Origin of the sequence: Deinococcus sp. YIM 77859, from assembly GCF_000745175.1 — a bacterium.
Classification (GTDB): Bacteria; Deinococcota; Deinococci; order Deinococcales; family Deinococcaceae; genus Deinococcus.
Genome location: NZ_JQNI01000002.1, coordinates 1849105 through 1867411, shown reverse-complemented (window position 1 = coordinate 1867411; position 18307 = coordinate 1849105). Strand labels below are relative to the sequence as shown.

Annotated in this window: 19 protein-coding genes; 12 read left to right on the top strand and 7 right to left on the bottom strand. The window is 67.0% G+C overall.

Annotation, left to right across the window (positions count from 1 at the left end):
• Window positions 1-11: 11 nt before the first annotated feature.
• Window positions 12-167, top strand: a complete 156-nt coding sequence (locus EI73_RS16310) for a hypothetical protein (RefSeq protein ID WP_156103505.1) — start codon at window positions 12-14, stop codon at window positions 165-167.
• 29 nt (window positions 168-196) lie between these two features.
• Here the strand turns inward: EI73_RS16310 and fumC are convergent, their stop codons facing one another.
• Window positions 197-1606 carry a class II fumarate hydratase gene (gene fumC, locus EI73_RS09210; RefSeq protein WP_034386135.1) on the bottom strand — a complete coding sequence of 470 codons (1410 nt, stop codon included), beginning with the start codon at window positions 1604-1606 and terminating at the stop codon, window positions 197-199.
• 98 nt (window positions 1607-1704) lie between these two features.
• Between fumC and EI73_RS09205 the strand changes: the two genes are divergently transcribed.
• On the top strand, window positions 1705-2715 hold the full coding sequence (locus EI73_RS09205) for a YpdA family putative bacillithiol disulfide reductase (RefSeq protein WP_034386134.1): 1011 nt from the start codon (window positions 1705-1707) through the stop codon (window positions 2713-2715).
• 190 nt (window positions 2716-2905) lie between these two features.
• Window positions 2906-4168: a VanW family protein gene (locus EI73_RS09200; RefSeq protein ID WP_034386133.1), complete on the top strand. Its 1263-nt coding sequence runs from the start codon at window positions 2906-2908 to the stop codon at window positions 4166-4168.
• 15 nt (window positions 4169-4183) lie between these two features.
• On the opposite strand, the gene EI73_RS09195 is transcribed toward EI73_RS09200, so the two are convergent.
• From EI73_RS09195 to mnmG, 4 genes are all read right to left on the bottom strand, one after another.
• Window positions 4184-5029, bottom strand: coding sequence for a ParB/RepB/Spo0J family partition protein (locus EI73_RS09195; protein WP_034386132.1), 846 nt, complete (start codon window positions 5027-5029; stop codon window positions 4184-4186).
• On the bottom strand, window positions 5013-5762 hold the full coding sequence (locus EI73_RS09190) for a ParA family protein (protein WP_034386131.1): 750 nt from the start codon (window positions 5760-5762) through the stop codon (window positions 5013-5015). The genes EI73_RS09195 and EI73_RS09190 overlap by 17 nt, the downstream gene beginning before the upstream one ends.
• Window positions 5759-6496 carry a 16S rRNA (guanine(527)-N(7))-methyltransferase RsmG gene (rsmG, locus tag EI73_RS09185; protein WP_081908992.1) on the bottom strand — a complete coding sequence of 246 codons (738 nt, stop codon included), beginning with the start codon at window positions 6494-6496 and terminating at the stop codon, window positions 5759-5761. The genes EI73_RS09190 and rsmG overlap by 4 nt, the downstream gene beginning before the upstream one ends.
• Window positions 6497-6727: 231 nt before the next feature.
• Window positions 6728-8536, bottom strand: a complete 1809-nt coding sequence (mnmG, locus tag EI73_RS09180) for a tRNA uridine-5-carboxymethylaminomethyl(34) synthesis enzyme MnmG (protein WP_034386129.1) — start codon at window positions 8534-8536, stop codon at window positions 6728-6730.
• 165 nt (window positions 8537-8701) lie between these two features.
• Between mnmG and EI73_RS09175 the strand changes: the two genes are divergently transcribed.
• The 8 genes from EI73_RS09175 (at window position 8702) to dprA (ending at window position 16446) form a co-directional block, all read left to right on the top strand.
• The gene (locus tag EI73_RS09175) at window positions 8702-9811 is read left to right on the top strand and encodes a thiamine pyrophosphate-dependent dehydrogenase E1 component subunit alpha (protein ID WP_034386128.1); all 1110 of its coding nucleotides are present in this window, start codon (window positions 8702-8704) and stop codon (window positions 9809-9811) included.
• A complete protein-coding gene (locus EI73_RS09170) occupies window positions 9808-10830 on the top strand; it encodes an alpha-ketoacid dehydrogenase subunit beta (RefSeq protein ID WP_034386127.1) in 1023 nt (340 codons plus the stop codon). Before EI73_RS09175 ends, EI73_RS09170 begins: the two co-directional genes overlap by 4 nt.
• Window positions 10831-10837: 7 nt before the next feature.
• Window positions 10838-11071 (top strand): hypothetical protein, encoded by a 234-nt coding sequence (locus EI73_RS09165; RefSeq protein ID WP_034386126.1) that lies wholly within the window; start codon window positions 10838-10840, stop codon window positions 11069-11071.
• 45 nt (window positions 11072-11116) lie between these two features.
• The gene (locus EI73_RS09160; protein ID WP_034386124.1) at window positions 11117-12634 is read left to right on the top strand and encodes a dihydrolipoamide acetyltransferase family protein; all 1518 of its coding nucleotides are present in this window, start codon (window positions 11117-11119) and stop codon (window positions 12632-12634) included.
• Between the two features lie 168 nt (window positions 12635-12802).
• Complete coding sequence (locus tag EI73_RS09155; protein WP_034387990.1) at window positions 12803-13228, top strand: hypothetical protein; 426 nt, start codon at window positions 12803-12805, stop codon at window positions 13226-13228.
• The gene (locus EI73_RS09150; protein ID WP_034386122.1) at window positions 13229-13888 is read left to right on the top strand and encodes a response regulator transcription factor; all 660 of its coding nucleotides are present in this window, start codon (window positions 13229-13231) and stop codon (window positions 13886-13888) included.
• 95 nt (window positions 13889-13983) lie between these two features.
• Window positions 13984-15348 (top strand): HAMP domain-containing sensor histidine kinase, encoded by a 1365-nt coding sequence (locus EI73_RS09145; protein WP_034387987.1) that lies wholly within the window; start codon window positions 13984-13986, stop codon window positions 15346-15348.
• 27 nt (window positions 15349-15375) lie between these two features.
• Window positions 15376-16446 carry a DNA-processing protein DprA gene (dprA, locus tag EI73_RS09140; RefSeq protein ID WP_034386120.1) on the top strand — a complete coding sequence of 357 codons (1071 nt, stop codon included), beginning with the start codon at window positions 15376-15378 and terminating at the stop codon, window positions 16444-16446.
• 141 nt (window positions 16447-16587) lie between these two features.
• Here the strand turns inward: dprA and EI73_RS09135 are convergent, their stop codons facing one another.
• Window positions 16588-16839 carry a hypothetical protein gene (locus EI73_RS09135; protein ID WP_034386118.1) on the bottom strand — a complete coding sequence of 84 codons (252 nt, stop codon included), beginning with the start codon at window positions 16837-16839 and terminating at the stop codon, window positions 16588-16590.
• A gap of 79 nt (window positions 16840-16918) precedes the next feature.
• The gene (locus tag EI73_RS09130; RefSeq protein WP_034386116.1) at window positions 16919-17206 is read right to left on the bottom strand and encodes a hypothetical protein; all 288 of its coding nucleotides are present in this window, start codon (window positions 17204-17206) and stop codon (window positions 16919-16921) included.
• A 32-nt stretch (window positions 17207-17238) separates the two neighbouring features.
• Here EI73_RS09130 and EI73_RS09125 point away from each other — a divergent pair, with 32 nt between their 5' ends.
• Entirely contained in the window at window positions 17239-18270 is a 1032-nt protein-coding gene (locus tag EI73_RS09125; protein ID WP_051935465.1) for an NAD-dependent epimerase/dehydratase family protein, read from the top strand.
• The last annotated feature ends 37 nt before the right edge of the window (window positions 18271-18307 follow it).

Below are 18307 nucleotides of genomic sequence, written 5' to 3'. Positions count from 1 at the left end.
AGGAGCTCGCCATGAGTGACCTGTTCTACCTTCCCAAAGACCGCGCCCAGCAGCTACGTGCCGAAGCTCAGCAGCGCCGCGAAGCGAGCCTCGCCCTGCCTCAGCCTCCCGCACGTTCTCCGCTGCGCCGCCTGCTCTTCCTGTGGCGTCGGGGTCGCCTCGCCTAGCCCCGCATACCCGTCCGGGGGGTCGGGCTTCAGCTGTGCGTCATGTCAAGCGGCACCACCCACCGGTTGAACTCGTCCTCGGTGACGTAGCCCAGCGCGAGGGCGGCTTCCTTGAGGCTGGTGCCCTCCTTGTGGGCCTTTTTGGCAATGGCGGCGGCCTTGTCGTAGCCGATATGGCGGTTGAGGGCCGTCACCTGCATCAGGTTCTTGTCGAGGTTTTCCTTGATCTTGGCCACGTTGGGTTCGATGCCCACGGCGCAGTGGTCATGAAAGGCAAGGCTCGCGTCGCTGATGAGGCGGATGCTTTCCAGCACGGCGTGGACCATCACCGGCTTAAAGACGTTGAGCTGGAAGTTGCCCTGGGTGCCCGCAAAGGCGACGGTGGCGTCGTTACCAAACACCCGGGTTGCCACCATCGTGAGCGCTTCCGACTGGGTGGGATTCACCTTACCCGGCATGATGCTGGAGCCGGGTTCGTTCTCGGGAATGGTGATCTCCCCGATGCCGTTGCGGGGGCCGCTCGCCAGCCAGCGCACGTCGTTGGCCATCTTCATCAGCGCGCCCGCCAGGGTTCGCAGCGCCGCCGAGGTCTGTACCAGCGCGTCGTGGGCCGAGAGCGCCGCAAACTTGTTCGGTGCGGAGCGGAAGGGAAAACCAGTCTCCTGGGCAAACTTCTGCGCAGCGAGGTCACCGAAGCGGGGATGGGCGTTGAGGCCGGTGCCCACCGCCGTGCCGCCGATCGCCAGGTCATAGAGGCCCTGCTCTGCATGCCGGACCTCGGCCAGCGCGTAGTCGATCTGCGCCACCCAGCCGCCGATCTCCTGCCCTAGCGTGATGGGTGTCGCGTCCTGCAGGTGGGTGCGCCCCACCTTCACCAGGTCCTTGTACTGCTCGGCCTTCTGGGCCAGCGTGTCGCGCAGCTTGCCCACCGCTCCGTAGAGCCGCTCATGGAGTTCCAGCACAACGGCGATGTGCATGGCGGTCGGAAAGGTGTCGTTGCTGCTCTGGCCGCGGTTCACGTGATCGTTGGGGTGCACCGGCTTCTTGGAGCCCAGCTCGCCGCCCGCGAGTTCGATCGCCCGGTTGGAGATCACCTCGTTCGCGTTCATGTTGCTCTGGGTGCCCGAGCCGGTCTGGAACACGACGAGGGGGAAGTGCTCGTCCAGCTTCCCGGCGATCACCTCGTCGGCTGCTCGTACGATCAGGTCCGCGATGTCCTGCGGCAGCTCGCCCAGTTCGGCATTCGCCTGCGCGGCACCCTTTTTCAGGATGCCCAGCGCGCGGATGATCGGGCGGCCCCAGACAAAGGTGTCGCGACCAATCGGGAAGTTGTGGATGCTGCGTTCGGTCTGCGCGCCCCAGTAGCGGTCGGCGGGCACCTGGACCTGACCCATCGTGTCGGACTCGGTGCGGGTCTGCCCCTGTGTGGTCTGCGTCATGCCCCGAGTGTACTGGGCAGGAGCGGTCACTTCCCGGGGAACGGGCTGAGCGGCCCGCCTCACCGTCTGTCCGGCACGCCCGTGACACACTTCTGCGCATGAGCGAGATGTACGACGTGGCGATTGTCGGCGCTGGCCCGGTGGGGCTGGCCGCCGCCATCGCCTGCAAGCGCGCGGGCCTGACATACGTGGTCCTGGAAAAAGGGTGCGTGGTGAATGCCATTTTCGAGTACCCCACCTACATGACCTTTTTCACGACGTCGCCACGGCTGGAGATCGGCGAGCATCCCTTTGTCACCCTGCGCGAACGCCCGGACCGCCGGGAGGCCCTGAGCTACTACCGCCTGGTGGCGGAGCGCGAAGGACTGCACATCGAGCAGTACACCGAGGTGACCCAGGTTCATGCCGCGCCCGCGGGCTTTACGGTGGAGGTCAACCGCAGGGACGGCACCGACGGCGTGGTAGAGGCGCGGCGGGTGATGGTGGCCACCGGGTACTACGACCATCCTGTCCGCCTTGGCATCCCGGGCGAGGACTCCGAGAATGTCAGCCACTACTACACCGAGGCGCACCCCTTCTGGGGCCTTCGGGTCACTGTGATCGGCGCGGGCAGCAGCGCTGCTGACGCGGCCCTGGACCTCTGGCGCGGCGGGGCAAAAGTGACGATGGTGGTGCGTGCCCCCACCCTCAAACCCACCCTGAAGTACTGGATTCGGCCTGACCTCGAAAACCGCATCAAGGAGGGCAGCATCACGGCCCATTTCAACGCACAGGTGGTGGAGATTCACCCCGAATACGTCCTCGTGCAGCGGGCAGACGGGACCACCTTCGAGCTCCCCACCCACTTCACCTTTGCGCTCACGGGCTACCGGCCCGATCTCTCCTTCCTCTCGGACCTGAACCTGGCGCGGCACCCCGACGCGTGCCTGATCCTCGACGAGCATTACCAGAGCAGCGTGCCGGGCCTCTTCGTGGTGGGATCGGCGGGCTTCGCAGGCAAGACAAACCAGGTCTTTATCGAAAACGGGCGTCACCACGCGCAGCTCGCGGTGGCGGAGATCGAGCGGCAACTCATGGCCACCCGCACCGCCGCGCCGCTTTCGCGCTAAGCCCGGTGGGGAAGCGGTTCTCTGTCGGTGAGCGGCGCCGTGATACCGCTTCTGGTTGAACAGGGATGACCCATTCCTGTGAACCCCGACCGGCGGAAGAAGGAACAAGGACCGATTCCAGGGTGTTCGCCTTCGGCGCTTTCCTGGAGGCTACGGCGGGGACCGGAATCCGTATGAGATACTGCCGGACATGTCCACGCCCCGAAGACCGGCTGCCCTCCTCGTGAGCCTGCTGCTCAGCGGTGCCCTTGCACAGGTGGACGTTCCCGCGCTGCCTCCGCCCTCCACTCCCGAGGTCACGCCGCCGGTGGCCCCGCCCTCACCGGCACCCAGCCGCCCCGCACCGCCGCCACCCCGCTCGGCTCGGCCGGCTCCCCTGCTGATCACCGTGCAGACCGAATGGCCCGCGCTGATCGACGGGCGCAAGACAACCGTGCCCTTTACGAGCACCTTGACCCTTCCACCGGAGCGCGTCGCGCAGCTGCGGGCACGCGGCATCCTCACCCAGAGCCTGGAAGCTGACCTGAAGACGTTCCTGGCGAGCCTTCCCCGAGAGGCGCAGGATGCCCGTTTCGAGCAGCTGGAAGACGGTTGGGCGGTTGTGCAGCGCAACGGCCTCAAGGTGGACGAACAACAGACCCGCGCCAACGTCCTGGCCGCCTTAAGAGACCCGCGAGGCGTCAAGGCGACCGTGGTGCTGACCGGACAGATCGCGCCAAAACGCACCCTGGACTTTTTCGCCTCGCGTGGCATCACCGCGCATCTGGCGACGGGCGAAACGAACTACTTTGGCAGCAGCGCGGCCCGCATCACCAATATCCACGTCGGAGCCCGCCATTTCCAAGACCGGCTGTTTACCGGAAAGACCTTTTCCTTTAACGAGTTCATCGGACCGGTGAGTACCCGCACGGGGTACGTCACGGGCCTGGTGATCGCCGGAGAGCGCACCGCGAACGGCGTGGGGGGCGGCATCTGCCAGGTCAGCACCACCGCCTTCCGAGCCCTGTACGGGGCGGGCCTCCCCATCGTCGAGCGGCGAAATCACTCCTATCAGGTGCACTACTACGAGCCGCAGGGCCTGGATGCCACCATCTACCAGCCCAGCCAGGACCTGAAGTTCACCAACGACACCGGAGGCGCCCTGTGGTTCCAGGCAGACTGGAACGACCAAGAAGCCCGCCTGAGCATTCACGTGTTTGGTCGGCCCCGCGACTTCACCGTAGACATTGGGACGCCAAGGATCCTCAGCACCACGCCGCCCCCCCCTGACCGCCTGCTGCGTGACGCCAGCCTGCCCGCCGGGCAGCGCCGTCAGGTGGACTGGGCCGCGCCCGGCGCCGTGATCGAAGTCACGCGCAGCTTTGTGCGGGGCGGTCAGGTGTTCAAGCGAGATACCCTGAAAAGCACCTACCGGCCCTGGCCGAACATCTTTCTGGTGGGTACGCGCCGGTAACGGCCCGCGAGTTTCCTACTCCTCTGCGGTGTATCCGAGCAGTTCCAGAATTCGGTCGAGTTCCTCGCGGGAGGCGAAGTTGAGTTCGACTCGGCCCTTGTCCTCGCCCGTGATGCGGACCTTTGTGCCGGTGCGGCGGCTCAGCGCGAGTTCGACCTGGCGGTAGGGCCGAGGCGGGTGGGCTGTGCTCGGGACGGACGGGCGCGCCTCCCGCTTCAGGGCTTCGGCTTCGCGCACATTCAGGCGGCGGGTACGAATCTGGTCGAGCGCCCAGGCTCGGTCCCCCTCCGGCTGGGCCAGGATCGCGCGGGCATGTCCAGCGCTGATCTCGCCCGCTTCCAGGGCGCGTAGGGCATCGTCGGGCAGGCTCAGCAGCCTCAGCGCGTTGGAGATGGTGCTGCGGCCCTTGCCCAGGGCCTGCGCGACCTCTTCCTGGCTCAACCCCTGTTCGAGCAGCGCCTGGTAGGCCCGCGCCTCCTCCAGCGGCCCCAGATCCTCGCGCTGGAGGTTTTCGATGATGGCGATCTCAAGCGCCTCACGGTCCCCTAGGTCGCGAATCAGGACGGGCACTTCGGTCAGGCCCGCCAGTTGCGCCGCCCGCCAACGCCGCTCGCCCGCCACGATCTCAAAGGTCTCACCGCGAGGACGCACCAAGAGAGGCTGCAACACACCCTTTTCACGGATGCTCTGCGCGAGCTCGGCCAGGGCTTCCGGCTCGAACACCTGACGCGGCTGGTAGGCGGCGGGCAGGATGCGGTCGACGCGCACCGTCTGGACCGCCGGGCCAGACGCGGGTTCTGCGGCTGGAGAGCGGCTCAGCAGCGCGTCCAGGCCGCGCCCCAGACTAGATTTTTTGGACACGCTGGATCACCTCCTCACTGAGGCGCTTGTAGGCGGCGGCTCCGCTCGATAGGGGCGCAAAGGCATGGATGGGTTTGGCAAAGCTGGGCGCCTCTGAAAGACGAACATTGCGCGGCACCACCGACCAAAACACCAGTTCTCCGAAGTGCTGCCGCACCATCGTCTCGACCTCCTGCGCGAGGTTCGTGCGCCCGTCAAACATCGTGATCACCACGCCCAGCACCTGAAGCCGAGGATTTAAGCCGCCCTGCACCCGCCCCACCGTCTCCATCAGCCCGGCCAGGCCCTCTAGCGCGTAATACTCGGCCTGCACGGGAATCAGCAGCGCGTCTGCGGCGGCCAACACATTCACCGTCAGGGGGCCCAGGCTGGGCGGCGCGTCGACAAAGGCGAGGTCATAGTCCTGCACGCTCGCCAAAAGCCGCGCCAGAGCATCCGGGTCATCGGCCAGCTCCACGCCTGCCCCAGCCAGGTCAGGGGTGGCAGGCAGCAGGTCGAGGCCCGGCTGGGAGGTCGGTTGGATGAATTCAGCCACCCGGCCAGGCTGCCCCAGCGCCTCATAGAGGCCTTGCTTCGCGCCGCGCAGCCCAAGCCCGCTGGTGGCATTCGCCTGGGGGTCCATGTCGAGCAGCAGCACCCGGCGTCCCCCCGCCGCGAGGTAGGCGGCGAGGTTGATGGCGGTGGTCGTCTTCCCTACCCCGCCCTTCTGATTCACGACTCCGAGGGTCTTCACGTCGCCCGCCAGAATAACGGCTTGCGGTTCGGCACGCCCTCACGCCGGGGGTAACGGTCGGGCGTAACGGCCACCTTCTCGATCACCACCAGCGTTCGGGCGTCGCGCGCAAGAGGCAGCTGAAAAGGTTCTACTCTTCGCAGCTCTCCCCCCACTTCGGCTGCCGCCCGTGTTCCGGCCTCCAGTTCCTCCGGCGTCAGTGACCCCTTCTGGGCGACAAGCAGGCCACCCACCCGCAGAAACGGAAGCGCGAGCTCTGCAAGGATGGGCAGAGCCGCCACCGCGCGGGTCACCACCCGGTCATAGGCTTCCCGTTGCCCCGGCTCGCGGCCCAGATGCTCAGCGCGGCCAACCCGCGGGGTCACATTCTCCAAAGCCAACGCCTGAGCCGCACGGTCCACGAACTCCACCTTTTTGCGGGTGGCGTCCATGGGGGTCAGCCTGAGGTCGGGCCGCACGATGGCCAGCGGCAGGGCCGGAAAGCCTGCGCCTGTTCCCAGATCCAGCACTCGCCCCTCACCGCTGAGCCAGCCGCCACGCAGACAGGTCAGCGAGTCCACGAAGTGCTTCAGGACGATATCCCGCTCGTCCCGCAGCGCCGTCAGGTTCATCTGCGTGGAGGTCTCCGTAAGCAGAACCAGCAGGCGGGCAAAGAGGCCTATCTGTGCGGCATCCAGGTGCAGGCCAAGGTCCGCGGCCCCTTGCCGCAACAGCAGTTCGCCTTCGGGCGTCACAATTTGCACTTCACTTTCATCGCCTGCTCACGCTTCAACATAGGGCTCTTCCTCTCCTCCAGAGACAGGGTGTTGAGGAGGGGCACCCGTAGGCCCGCACTTTTTGCCCCGCGCAGCCCGAGAAAGCGGCCGCGCCAAGACTCCTCGTGGCACGGTCAAGTTTCCCCTGCACCACGAGGAGCGTCAAGCTTCAGCGCCCAGCGCCCCCTCCACGAACGGGCTGACCTTTCTTCAGAGCCGCCGAGGCCGCGGCCCATGGCGGCGCAGATGAACCAACAGAGCGCTGATATCGGCATGCCGAACCCCCGGCACACGAGCAGCCTGCTCGACGGTGCGCGGCTTTGCTCGGCTCAGTTTCTCGCGCGCCTCATTGGAAAGAGCCCCAACCTCGTGAAAATCTACCCCCTCCAGGCTCAGCTCACGCGCTCTCTCCTCTGCCGCCAACTGGCGTTCAGCTCGCTCGATGTACCCGGCGTATTTCACGCGGATGGTGACGGCTTCGCGCTCCTCGGTCGTCAGAGGCGGCAGCGTCAGCCCCAACGCCTCCACGTCCTCCAGCGTGAACTCGGGGCGGCGCAGCCAGGCGTCCCCAGGCTGGCCCTGAACCCGTTGGGTTTGCAGGGTGCTTATCCCCTCGGCCACACGCGCGTACTTGGCCTGCACCGCTCGCCGCGTCGCCTCGTCCACCAAGCCCAGGCGTACGCCTAGGTCAGTCAGGCGCTCGTCAGCGTTGTCCTGCCGCACCAACAGGCGGTGCTCCACACGACTGGTCATCATGCGGTAAGGCTCGTCACTGCCCTTAAACACCAGGTCGTCAAGCAACACACCGAGGTAGCCCGTTTCACGTGAAATCTGAAGTTCAGGGAGACCCTGGGCACGGCGGGCCGCGGCCGTTCCCGCCACCAAACCCTGGGCCGCGGCCTCCTCATAGCCGCTGGTGCCGTTGATCTGGCCTGCCGTAAAGACACCGGGCAGAAAGCGGGATTCCAGGTTGAGGGTCAGCTCTGTGGAGTCCACCACGTCGTACTCCACGGCGTAGGCATAGCGCTGAATCACGGCCGCCTCAAAGCCGGGAAGGGTGCGTACAAGCTGGTCTTGCAGGGCGGGAGGCAGGCTGGAGCTGAAGCCCTGAAGATACACCTCGCTTGTCTGAACGCCGTCCGGTTCCACAAACAGCAGGTGCCGGTCGTGGTGGGCAAAGCGCACCACCTTGTCCTCGATGCTGGGGCAGTACCGCGGGCCCAAGGCGGCGATGTCCCCCGCGTACATCGGCGACGCGTGCAGATTCTCGTGAATCAGACGGTGCGTTTCGGGGGTGGTATGGGTCTGCCAGGTGGGCGACTGTGTCGCACGGGGACCAGGACGGCCCGTGAACCCGCGCGACTGAGGATCAGCGGGAATTTCCAGCAGGTCCTGAAAACGCACCGAGTCGGCCCGCACGCGGGGAGGCGTTCCAGTTTTGTAGCGCTTGAGGACGTGGCCACTGCGAGCCAGGGGCTCGCTGAGAAACCGGGCGGGCGGCTCGCCCTGGCGGCCTTCGGGTCGGGCGTGCCGCCCATACCAGGTCACGCCGCGCAAAAAGGTCCCGGCGGCCACCACCACGCTGCGGGCATGCAGCCGGCGGCCATCGGTCGTGATCACCCACCAGCCGCCCTGTCCGTCGGCTTCGAGATCAGCGGCCTCACCGCGCACCACGTCGATGTTCGCATGCCCCAGGATCACGTCCTGCGCCCGTTCTGCGTAGGCGTCGCGTTCGTTCTGCACCCGGAGGGACTGTACGGCCGGTCCCTTGCTGGCATTCAGAACGCGGGTATGAATCGCCGTGTCGTCGGCGAGGCGGCCCATCAAGCCACCCAGGGCCTGAAGCTCAAAGACAAGCTGGCTCTTGCCGGGACCGCCTACAGCCGGATTGCAGGGCATGCGGCCGATGGTGGCTGGATTCCCCACCAGCAGGGCCGTTCGGGCGAACTTCGCCGCAGCCCAGGCCGCCTCCAGGCCCGCGTGTCCACCCCCGATCACGATCACGTTCCACCCGCTCATACGGCCCGGAGTGTAGCAGCGGGGGAGAGGGGGGCATTCGAGCGGGGCTCACGGTGGTGCCGCGGAGAGCAGCGAAGCGGCTAGAATGCCTAACGAGCGTTAGCTAGACAAAAGGTGGCGGTGGCCCCCAGGGGGAGCACCCTGCCGAGCGCTCAGGAGGCCCCAATGATTCAGCCGTTCACGTCTGACCCCATTCGCTGGGTCGCAGAAGACGGCCAACCAATCCGGGAACTGCCCGCTCGCTTCACGCCCGCGCTGCTGCGAGAGCTGCACCGGGACATGGTGCGCGGTCGGGAGTTCGACAAGAAGCTCGTGACGCTGCTGCGTCAGGGCCGCACCACCTTCTATGCCCAGGCCAGCGGTATGGAAGCCACCCAGGTGGGGCTCGCCCGTTCCATTCGTGCTGGGCACGACTGGGTATGGCCGTACTACCGTGACCACGTCCTGGCCCTGGCGCTGGGTGTGCCCCTGCTCGACCTGATCAGTCAGTGCCTGGGCACCAACTCTGACCTGTGCCGTGGTCGGCAGATGCCCCACCACTTCGGCGCGGCGCAGCAGCGGTTCGTCTCGATCAGCTCCTCCATCGCCTCACAGGTGCCGCCTGCCGCTGGCAACGCGATGGCGCAGAAGTACCTGGGCGTCGATGAGATCACCGTCTGCACCTTTGGAGACGGCGCGACAAGTGAAGGCGACTGGCACGCGGGCCTGAATATGGCCGGGGCGGCAGGAGCTCCCTGCCTCTTTGTCTGCGAGAACAACCAGTGGGCGATCAGCACCAGCCTGCGCGAACAGACGGCCAGCGAAACCATTCACATCAAGGCCAAGGCGTACGGAATGCCCGGCTACTACGTGGACGGAAACGATATCGTGGCCGTGATGGAAGTGCTGAGCCACGTGGCGGAAGAGGTCAGGGCGGGCCAAGGCCCCGCGCTCGTCGAGTGCCTAACCTACCGCGTCGGCTCACACAGCAACGCGGACGCGGACGCCGAGAAGAACTACCGGAGCCGCGAAGAAGTCAATGCCTGGCTGGCGCGCGATCCCATCACCCGCGTCGAGCGGCTGCTCTCGCATCTCGGCGAGCCTGTCAGCGCCGAGGAACGCGCCGAACTGATCGGGGCGGCCCACCGCGAGGTGGATGAGGCGGTGCTGGCTGCCGAGGCGACCGGACAACCCGACTGGCGGATTCTTTTCGAGGACGTGTACGCGGACCTGCCGGTACACCTGCGCGAGCAGGCGGCCTTCCTGCGCGCCGAACAGGAAGGAGTGCAGGCATGACGGCCACCCAGCCCAAACTGGGCGCCGCCAGCGAAACGGGGGAGACGCGCATCCTCACCCTCATTCAGGCCATCACCGAGGCGCTGCGCGAGGAACTCGCCCGTGATGAGCGGGTGGTGATTTTCGGCGAGGACGTGGGCGCGCGTGGCGGTGTGTTTCTCGCCACAGCCGGGTTACAGGAAGAGTTCGGCAAGAGGCGTGTCTTTGATACGCCCCTTTCCGAAGCCAGCATTGTCGGCGCGGCGGTTGGAATGGCGGTGCGGGGCCTGCGCCCCATCGCGGAAATCCAGTTTGCCGACTACATGGGTCCCGGCTTCGACCAGATCATCAGCCAGGCAGCCAAGATCCGTTACCGCTCGGGGGGGCAGTTTACGGCGCCGCTGGTGATCCGCACGCCCTCTGGAGGTGGCGTCAAGGGCGGGCACCACCACAGCCAGAGCCCCGAGAGCTACTTCACGCACACACCCGGCCTCAAGGTCGTTATGCCCTCCACGCCCTACGATGCCAAGGGCCTGCTGAAAGCCGCTGTGCGTGGGGGCGACCCGGTCATCTACTTCGAGCCCAAGCGCCTCTACCGTGCCGCGAAGGGTGAGGTGCCCACCGGTGACTACACGGTGGAGCTCGGCCGGGGAGCGGTGCGCCGCGAGGGAACAGACCTCACTGTGATCGGCTATGGCGGCGTGATGCCCGACGCCGAGCGCGCCGCTCAGGCCCTTGCGGCAGAGGGCGTGCAGGTCGAGGTGATCGATCTGCGCTCGCTGGTTCCCTGGGACCGTGACTTGGTGTTGACCAGCGTCGCCAAGACAGGCCGGGCCGTGCTGGTCAGCGAGGCCCCACGCACCTCGAACTTTATGGGCGAGGTTGCCTACGTGATTCAAGAGCAGCTGTTTGACCAGCTGCTCGCGCCGGTTCTGCAGGTGGCTGGGTTTGACACGCCCTACCCCTACGTGCAGGACAAAGTCTATCTGCCGGGGCCAAACCGCATTGCGGCGGCCTGCGTGCAGGCCCTGAACTACTGAGTTTCACGTGAAACCCGATCTGCTGCGGCCACTGCTTGGCCTGCTCGGCCTGATGATCGGCTTTGGTTTGTACGGCCTCGCCGGGCGCGCGCCGCAGCCCTGGCCGGATGTCTTGATCGGCGGGATGTTCGTGGCCCTAGGCCTTGCCGCCTGGCTGTACGCCCGCGGCGAACGTTGGATTCAGGTGCTGGGTGCTCTGCTGGTTCTCTACGGCGCCGCCCGTATTCTCTTTCTCCGTTGACGGTTGCGACCCGAGCTTCCCCATTCCCAAGAAACCGAGGTCTGAATGAAAGAAGTGCTGCTGCCCGAACTTGCCGAGAGTGTGGTAGAGGGCGAAATCCTGAAGTGGCTGGTGCAGGAGGGCGAGACGGTCGCCCTGGAACAACCCCTGTGCGAAGTGATGACCGACAAGGTCACGGTGGAGCTTCCTAGTCCCTTTGCAGGCGTGCTGCAAAGGCAGCTGGTGCAGGAGGGGGACATTGTGGCGGTGCACGCACCCATCGCCCTAATTGACGAGACGAGCGGAGCAGGGGAGGGGGTACAGAATGCCGCCGCGTCCACTGCACCCAGCGCCACCCAGGCCATCCAGGACACCGGCGAGAACCCTACGACGGCGGACGTGAAGCTGCCGGTTCAGGCCGCCGAGGAACGGGAACAGGTGGGCGGCAGCATCGTGGAGGCGGGACACGTCGGCCCCAAGAACGACGATGACGCCAGCCTCTTCAAGGCGTTTGCCTCCGACGAGACCGTGCGGCTCTCCGGCCTTGGCCAGCGCAGTGGCAGCGGCGCACCCGGCAGCAGCACGGCCGGGACAGCGGTGCTGAGCCGCCCGGCTCCGGCCCGGCGTGATGGCCGCGTGCTTGCTGTTCCCGCCGCTCGGCAGCTGGCCCGTGAGCTCGGGGTGGATCTCGCGCAGGTCACTGGGAGCGGCCCCAATGGGCGAGTCCGGGTGCAGGACGTGCTCGCCTACAGCCGAGACCAAAGCGCTGCCCCCACGCCCCAGGCGGCGCCGGCTCCTCAGGCTGCCCCGACGAACAAGGGTGCAGGCGGAATGCCCGTCGCACCCGTGCAGTACCGCACGCCCAAGGGGTACGAGCACCTCGAAGACCGCGTGCCCCTGCGTGGGATGCGCCGCGCGATCAGCCAGCAGATGCAGGCCAGCCACCTCTACACGGTGCGCACCCTCACGGTGGACGAGGTGAATATGACGCGGCTGGTGGAGTTTCGCAGCCGCGTCAAGGAGGAGGCGCAGGCAGCGGGCGTCAAGCTCTCCTACCTGCCCTTTATCTTCAAGGCGGTTGCGGTGGCCCTGCGCAAGTACCCCAGCCTCAACGCCTCCTTCGATGAGGCAAGCGGGGAGATCGTGATGAAGCGGTACTTCAACATCGGCATGGCGGTGGCAACCGATGCGGGGCTCACGGTGCCGGTGCTGCGCGACGTGAACCACAAGAGTGTCTTTGAGCTGGCCCGCGAGATCACGGATCTGGCGAGCCGGGCGCAGGCCGGGAAGCTCACACCCGACGAGCTGGCGGGCAGTACCTTCAGCGTCACCAATATCGGTTCTATCGGAGCGCTGTTCTCCTTCCCGATCATCAACGTGCCTGACGCCGCTATTCTGGGCGTGCACTCCATTCAGAAGCGGCCCATTGTCAATGAGCGGGATGAGATCGAGGTGGCCCACATGATGTACCTCTCGCTCAGCTTCGATCACCGCCTGGTCGACGGGGCCGAAGCGGCCCGCTTCTGCAAGGAAGTGATTCGCCTGCTGGAAAACCCTGACCGCCTCATGCTGGAAGCGATGTAGGGCGCCGCATGGCTCGCTGCTTGTCGCCCGCCTTGCACCCCCGGCGGCAGGCAGCGGGTCACTGTGTTCAATGTCCCGTCATGGGCCCGTCAGCTTGGGGAGGTAGTGTAGTTCTTCACAGGACGCGTGCCGCAGTGGCCGCGCCCCGGATTGGATACAGTGACCGTGATGATCCGCTCCCGTCCACTCGCGCTCCTGACGCTGCTCGCGCTCGCCTCTCCGGCGGGAGCGCTTAAGCTGATCGTCTGGGACCGCGACCTCCAGACCAAACTGGGGTACGGCGAGAGCAGCGGCAACCAGATGACCGTGCAACTGGTGAGGGACTACAGTGGCCCCGTCGTCGTGTTGTTTTCCCGTGAGGAGGACGAGCGCAACCGCGGCCTTTACCTCACCGTCAAAAGTCGCTACGACGGTACCCTCAAGGCCGGACAGCTCACCCTGAACGTGCAGAACATGCCCGTCACCCTGGCCCGGTTCCTGAGCGGCCTGAAGCTGAACCTGCTGCTGCAACCGACCGCGCAGGTGTTTCTCCTACCCGGCCTGCGCACCGTTGCTGACAAGACCGCCGACCCCAAGGACCAAGGAGACCGCTGAATGCTCGCGCAGATTCTCATTGTGGAGGACGACCCGCACCTGGGTCCGCTGCTCAAGGAATACCTCTCCGCCGATTACCTCGTCGAGCACGTGGCGACGCTCAAGGACGCGCAGGCGTGGCTGGGCACGCACTCGCCGCAACTGATCCTGCTCGACCTCAATCTTCCCGACGGTGACGGCCTCGACCTGGTGCAGGCGCTGCGGCAGTACGCCAGCACGCCGGTGCTGGTGCTCTCCGCTCGCTCGGGCGTGCAGGAGCGCGTGGCAGGGCTGAATGCCGGAGCAGACGACTACCTCACCAAACCCTTTGCCATGCCCGAACTCGACGCGCGCATCACCGCCCTGTTGAGACGGACCGCAGCGGGAACGGGTGTGAACCTGGGCAACACCAGTCTCTCGACCAGCAGCCTGCTCCTCACGGTGAATGACCGGAACGTCAACCTGACCGAGCACGAGGCCAGGATTCTGGAACTGATGATGCGTACGCCCGAACGGGTCTTCTCCCGGGCAGACATCGAGTCACACCTGTACGGGTGGGAAACGCCCAACAGCAACAGCGTCGAGGTACGCATCTCACAGCTGCGCAAGAAGCTGGAGCAGGCGGGCAGCGATCTGCGGATCCGTACCATTCGCAACGTCGGCTATGTGCTGCAAACGTAAGACCTCCCAACCTACACTCCAGCCATGACCCCGTCTGCTGCCCAGCCCGCGCGCGCCCGCCGGGGTGGGCGTTGCTGTTTCTTCCCGAGGCCGGCATGACGCGGCCCGCTCCTTTCCGGACCGCTCGGGTGGCTTGGCGCCATAGCCTGCGCTTTCGCCTCGCGCTGGTGTACACCCTGGTCGCGCTGGCACTGATCTCGGTGATTGGGTTGGGTGTGATGACCCTCCTGCTGCGCAGCATGGACCGGCAATTCCAGGCGAGGCTGAACGACCGGGCCGAGGTTGTGGCGGAACGCTTTCAGAATCTCAAGCTGGGCCTGGGTGAAGCCCTGCCGCCCATCAGCGGCTACACGGCCATTCTCGACGAAGAGAACCGGGTGGTGGCCGCCGCGCGGGGCATGCGCCTGACGCAGGGAGAACCCTTTCCCTACGCCGGACAGACTCGGCTGGAGGTGCTGGGTACCCCGATGCGGGCGGCGACCCGTCCGGCGGGTGACTTTGGAACGGTGTGGGTGGCGCTGCCCGAAGAGGATCTGGTGGTCGCCCGGCAAAGCGCGATGCGGGCGCTGCTCCTCGCGCTGCTGGTCACACCTGCCCTCATGCTGATCGTGGGCCTGTGGGTCGGCAAACGTGCCCTGGCAGACCTGGAAACAGCCGCCGACCTGGCCGACCGAATCGATCCCACCCGCAGCGTTGCCACCCTGCCCCTCCCGGCGCGGGAGGACGAGGTACACCGGCTGCTGGCGGCCCTCAACCGCCTGCTCGTTCGGATCGAGGCGGTGCAGGCCCGCGAGAAGCAACTCCTGGGGCAGATCGTTCACGAATTGGGAGCGCCCCTCACCGTGCTCAAGGCCAGCCTGGCCCGCGCTTCGGAACGGGGGGACGACCCGGAAGTCGTGCGAGCTGCCCTGGTTGCCGACGAACTCACCTTTACCACCCAAGACCTCATGCAACTCGCCCGCGGGCACCTGGAGATGAAGGTGGCCTGGCACTTCATCCCCGCGCGGGCCCTGCGCGAGCGGCTTGACCGCCTGGTGCCGGGCACCGCGTTTGAGGGCAACTGGAGCGGCATGCTGCTGTGCGACCCTGACCGGCTTACCCAAGCGCTGCGCAACCTGCTCGCCAACGCTCGCCGCGCCGCCGGACCCGAAGGCCACGTCACGTTGACGCTCACCGAAACAGCCGAACAGGTCCGCTTTACCGTGAGAGACAGTGGTCCCGGCCTGCCGCCTGAACTCGGCGAGCAGATTTTTGAACCCTTTATCAGCGGCAGCGGCTCGAGCGGCCTGGGCCTGAGCGTTGCCCGGCAGATCGCGGCGCTTCACGGCGGCACCCTGACGGGCGGCAACGCCCCTGGAGGGGGGGCGCAGTTCGTTCTCACCCTGCCCAGCGCGGCGCTGGGTGACGAGGAGGACGAGGCTGAGGAAACGGGGCTCCCCGTGCTGGGTTCAGCCCCGTAAGCCCGCTTCCCCCGCTATCCTTTTTCCGTGACTCCTGCCCCAGCCGAACTGCACGCGCTGCTCACCCTGCGCTTCACACCCGGCTTGGGCCCGCGGCGCACCGAGGCCCTGCGGCGACATTTCGGCAGCGCAGAAGCCGCTCTGGCAGCACCCCTTACAGCCCTACAGGATGTGCCGGGGTTGGACGCGAAGTCGCTGGCGGCCCTGAGCAGTGCCCAAGCTCGTGAGCAGGCGCAGGCGGAACTGGGCAAGGCACGGCAGGCGGGCGTGACGCTGCTGGGGCGCGGCCTGCCCGGTTACCCGCCCGCGCTCGAAGCGTTGGCTGACCCGCCCACGGTCCTGTGGGTGCGGGGCGAGTTGCCGGATTTTCCCGCCGTGCCGCGTGCCATTGGCATTGTGGGAACGCGGAGTGCCAGCCCGCACGCGCTGAGCCTGACGCGAAGGCTAGCGGCGGACCTCGCACGGGCGGGGGTGGTCGTGGTGAGCGGCCTCGCGCGGGGCGTGGACACCGCTGCCCACGCGGCTTGCGTGGAGGCGGGAGGCGTGAGCGTAGGTGTGCTGGGCAGCGCCGTGAACCACATCTACCCCAGCGAGAATGTGCCCCTTGCGCGCCGCCTCACCCTGGTCAGCGAGTACCCCCTGGGGACTGGCCCCGCGCAGCACCACTTTCCTACGCGCAACCGCCTGATTGCTGCCCTCACGGCAGGAACGGTCGTCGTGGAGGGGGAACCCAAAAGCGGCTCGCTCATCACGGCGACCCACGCCCTCGACTGCGGACGTACGGTCTTCGCTGTGCCCGGCCGCGCCGGAGATCCCCGCGCCGCCGGGCCTCACCGCCTGCTGCGCGAGGGGGCAGTGCTGACCGAGACGGCGGCAGACATCCTGGGCGAGCTGGGCTGGGGGGAGGCTCCCGCGACGCCGCTCCCCGATCTGTCCCCCGAACAGGCCCGCGTCTACGCCGCCCTCAACACGCCGGGCACCCTCGACGATCTGCACGTCACCACCGGCCTCGCGCTGCCTGACCTCCAGACTGCGCTGGTGATGCTGCAACTGCGGGGCCTGGCCGAGGAGGTCGGCGGGCGCTGGGTGCGGCGGTAGGGGACGGAACGCACCAGACCCCTCGCCTGAACGGTCAACGGCTGGACTTCACCCTAGCGAGCCAGCGGCTGAGCGCCTTGAAGGTCAAGGGCTTGGAGGAAAGGCCGACAGAAACGGCTCCCAAATCCGGGGCACCCGCCCTCAGGGATCACTCGTGCCCGTCACTCCGCCACGGTTTCCGGTCACCAGGCCAGCCTCGGAGGGACCTTCTGCCCCCGCCTGGGGGTGGGCAGGTTGAGCGGCGCTTCCCGGTGTCTCCCCGCCGGTTTGAGCGGCTTCAGGTTGGCCGTCCTGAGCGCCGGAGATGCCGTCCACGCCCTCTGTGTCCTGCCCCGGGGTGTCCTCGGTGATTCCCCGCAGTCCGCCCGTTGCTATGTCCGCATTGTCTGTCATAGAGCCTCCTGCTGCCCTCCCAGCTTAGAACCGGCGCCGCAGGGCCGAGGTGGGGCTCCATAAAGAACCGTTGGTACTTTCAGACGTGCTGCGGCCCGTACTCCTTTTCCACGTCCACCCGGGGCGGCCCGGGGAGGGTCACCCCTTCGCGGTCTTCTTCAAGCAGGTGCGGCAACAGCTCGCGGAGGCCTACGGTGAGCGTTCCGCCCTCGCCCGCCACGCCGTTCGTGGTGGGGTCAAGGGTGAGGGTCCAGCCTCCGCCTGGCCAGGTGAGGTGCTCGGTGAGCCTCTCTTCCCCTTGCAGCGCGGCGACCTCTAGGTCGTCGAGGCGGACGCGGAGTTTTCCAGACGTGAAACGCACCTTCATGCGAGCAGTCTAGGCGCGTAGGATGCTGCGGTATGACCCCAAGGCTCAAGGTGCTCGTGCTGGGTGGAACGCAGTTCGTGGGCAGGCACATCGTAGAGGCGCTGCTGAGCGCAGGACACCGGGTGAGCGTGCTGACGCGCGGGCGCACACCGGACGAGCTGCCGGACGAGGTCGAACGCCTCAGGGGCGACCGCGATGAGGGACCGGCGGGCCTCTTCGCCCTATCGGGCCGGACTTGGGACGCCGGCGTGGACGTGAGCGGCTACACGCCGCGACAGGTGCGCGCGAGCGCCGAGGCACTGCGGGAGGCCGTTCACCGGTACGTGTTCATCAGCACCGCCAGCGTCTACGCCGAGCAGGACCGCCATCCTCTCCATGAGGACGCCCCTCTCCTTCCCGGGGCCGCCGAGGACGTGACCGAGGTGACGGGCGCGACGTACGGCCCCCTGAAGGTGACCTGCGAGCGCATCGTGGGGGAGATCTATGGCGAGCGGGCCACCATCCTGCGCCCACAGATCGTGGCCGGGCCCTACGACCCAACCGGGCGTTACACCTTCTGGATCGACCGGATCGCAGCCGGAGGCGACTTTCTTGCCCCCGGCGACGGCTCTGACTTCGTCCAGGTGATCGACGCCCGTGACCTCGCCCACTTCGTCGTGACGGTGCTGCAAAAGGACGTAGGAGGCGTGTTCAACCTGGCCGGGCCACGCCTGAGCTGGCGCGACTTCGTGGATGTGGTGCGGGAGGCCACCGGCGCGGACGCCCGGCCCACTTGGACAGCGGCGAACACGCTAGCAGCGCAAGGCGTCGGCGGGCGCGAACTGCCCCTGTACCTGCCGGTGCGGGGGGAGCAGGGCGGCCTGATGGACCTGGACAGCGGGCGGGCGCAGGCGGCAGGTCTGACCCTGCGTGAGCCCCGTCAGACGGCCCGCGATACCCGGAGCTGGAGCGCGGGCACGCCCCAGAGGACCTTCCTGACCCGTGAGCGCGAGGCGGAGGTGCTGGCCACGCTGGCCAGACGGGAAACGGCGGGGGGGCCTGATTGCGGTTTGCTGGGCTCCTGACGTGGCAGAGAAGAGAGCTGAGGAACAGGGTGGTATG

Coding starts and splice junctions, on each gene's coding strand:
- EI73_RS09145 (WP_034387987.1), top strand. CDS start 13,984: ATGACGCGGCCCGCTCCTTTCCGGACCGCTCGGGTGGCTTGGCGCCAT.
- EI73_RS09130 (WP_034386116.1), bottom strand. CDS start 17,206: ATGAAGGTGCGTTTCACGTCTGGAAAACTCCGCGTCCGCCTCGACGAC.
- EI73_RS09150 (WP_034386122.1), top strand. CDS start 13,229: ATGCTCGCGCAGATTCTCATTGTGGAGGACGACCCGCACCTGGGTCCG.
- EI73_RS09170 (WP_034386127.1), top strand. CDS start 9,808: ATGACGGCCACCCAGCCCAAACTGGGCGCCGCCAGCGAAACGGGGGAG.
- EI73_RS09200 (WP_034386133.1), top strand. CDS start 2,906: ATGTCCACGCCCCGAAGACCGGCTGCCCTCCTCGTGAGCCTGCTGCTC.
- EI73_RS16310 (WP_156103505.1), top strand. CDS start 12: ATGAGTGACCTGTTCTACCTTCCCAAAGACCGCGCCCAGCAGCTACGT.
- EI73_RS09155 (WP_034387990.1), top strand. CDS start 12,803: ATGATCCGCTCCCGTCCACTCGCGCTCCTGACGCTGCTCGCGCTCGCC.
- fumC (WP_034386135.1), bottom strand. CDS start 1,606: ATGACGCAGACCACACAGGGGCAGACCCGCACCGAGTCCGACACGATG.
- EI73_RS09125 (WP_051935465.1), top strand. CDS start 17,239: ATGACCCCAAGGCTCAAGGTGCTCGTGCTGGGTGGAACGCAGTTCGTG.
- EI73_RS09205 (WP_034386134.1), top strand. CDS start 1,705: ATGAGCGAGATGTACGACGTGGCGATTGTCGGCGCTGGCCCGGTGGGG.
- EI73_RS09175 (WP_034386128.1), top strand. CDS start 8,702: ATGATTCAGCCGTTCACGTCTGACCCCATTCGCTGGGTCGCAGAAGAC.
- mnmG (WP_034386129.1), bottom strand. CDS start 8,536: ATGAGCGGGTGGAACGTGATCGTGATCGGGGGTGGACACGCGGGCCTG.
- EI73_RS09135 (WP_034386118.1), bottom strand. CDS start 16,839: ATGACAGACAATGCGGACATAGCAACGGGCGGACTGCGGGGAATCACC.
- EI73_RS09160 (WP_034386124.1), top strand. CDS start 11,117: ATGAAAGAAGTGCTGCTGCCCGAACTTGCCGAGAGTGTGGTAGAGGGC.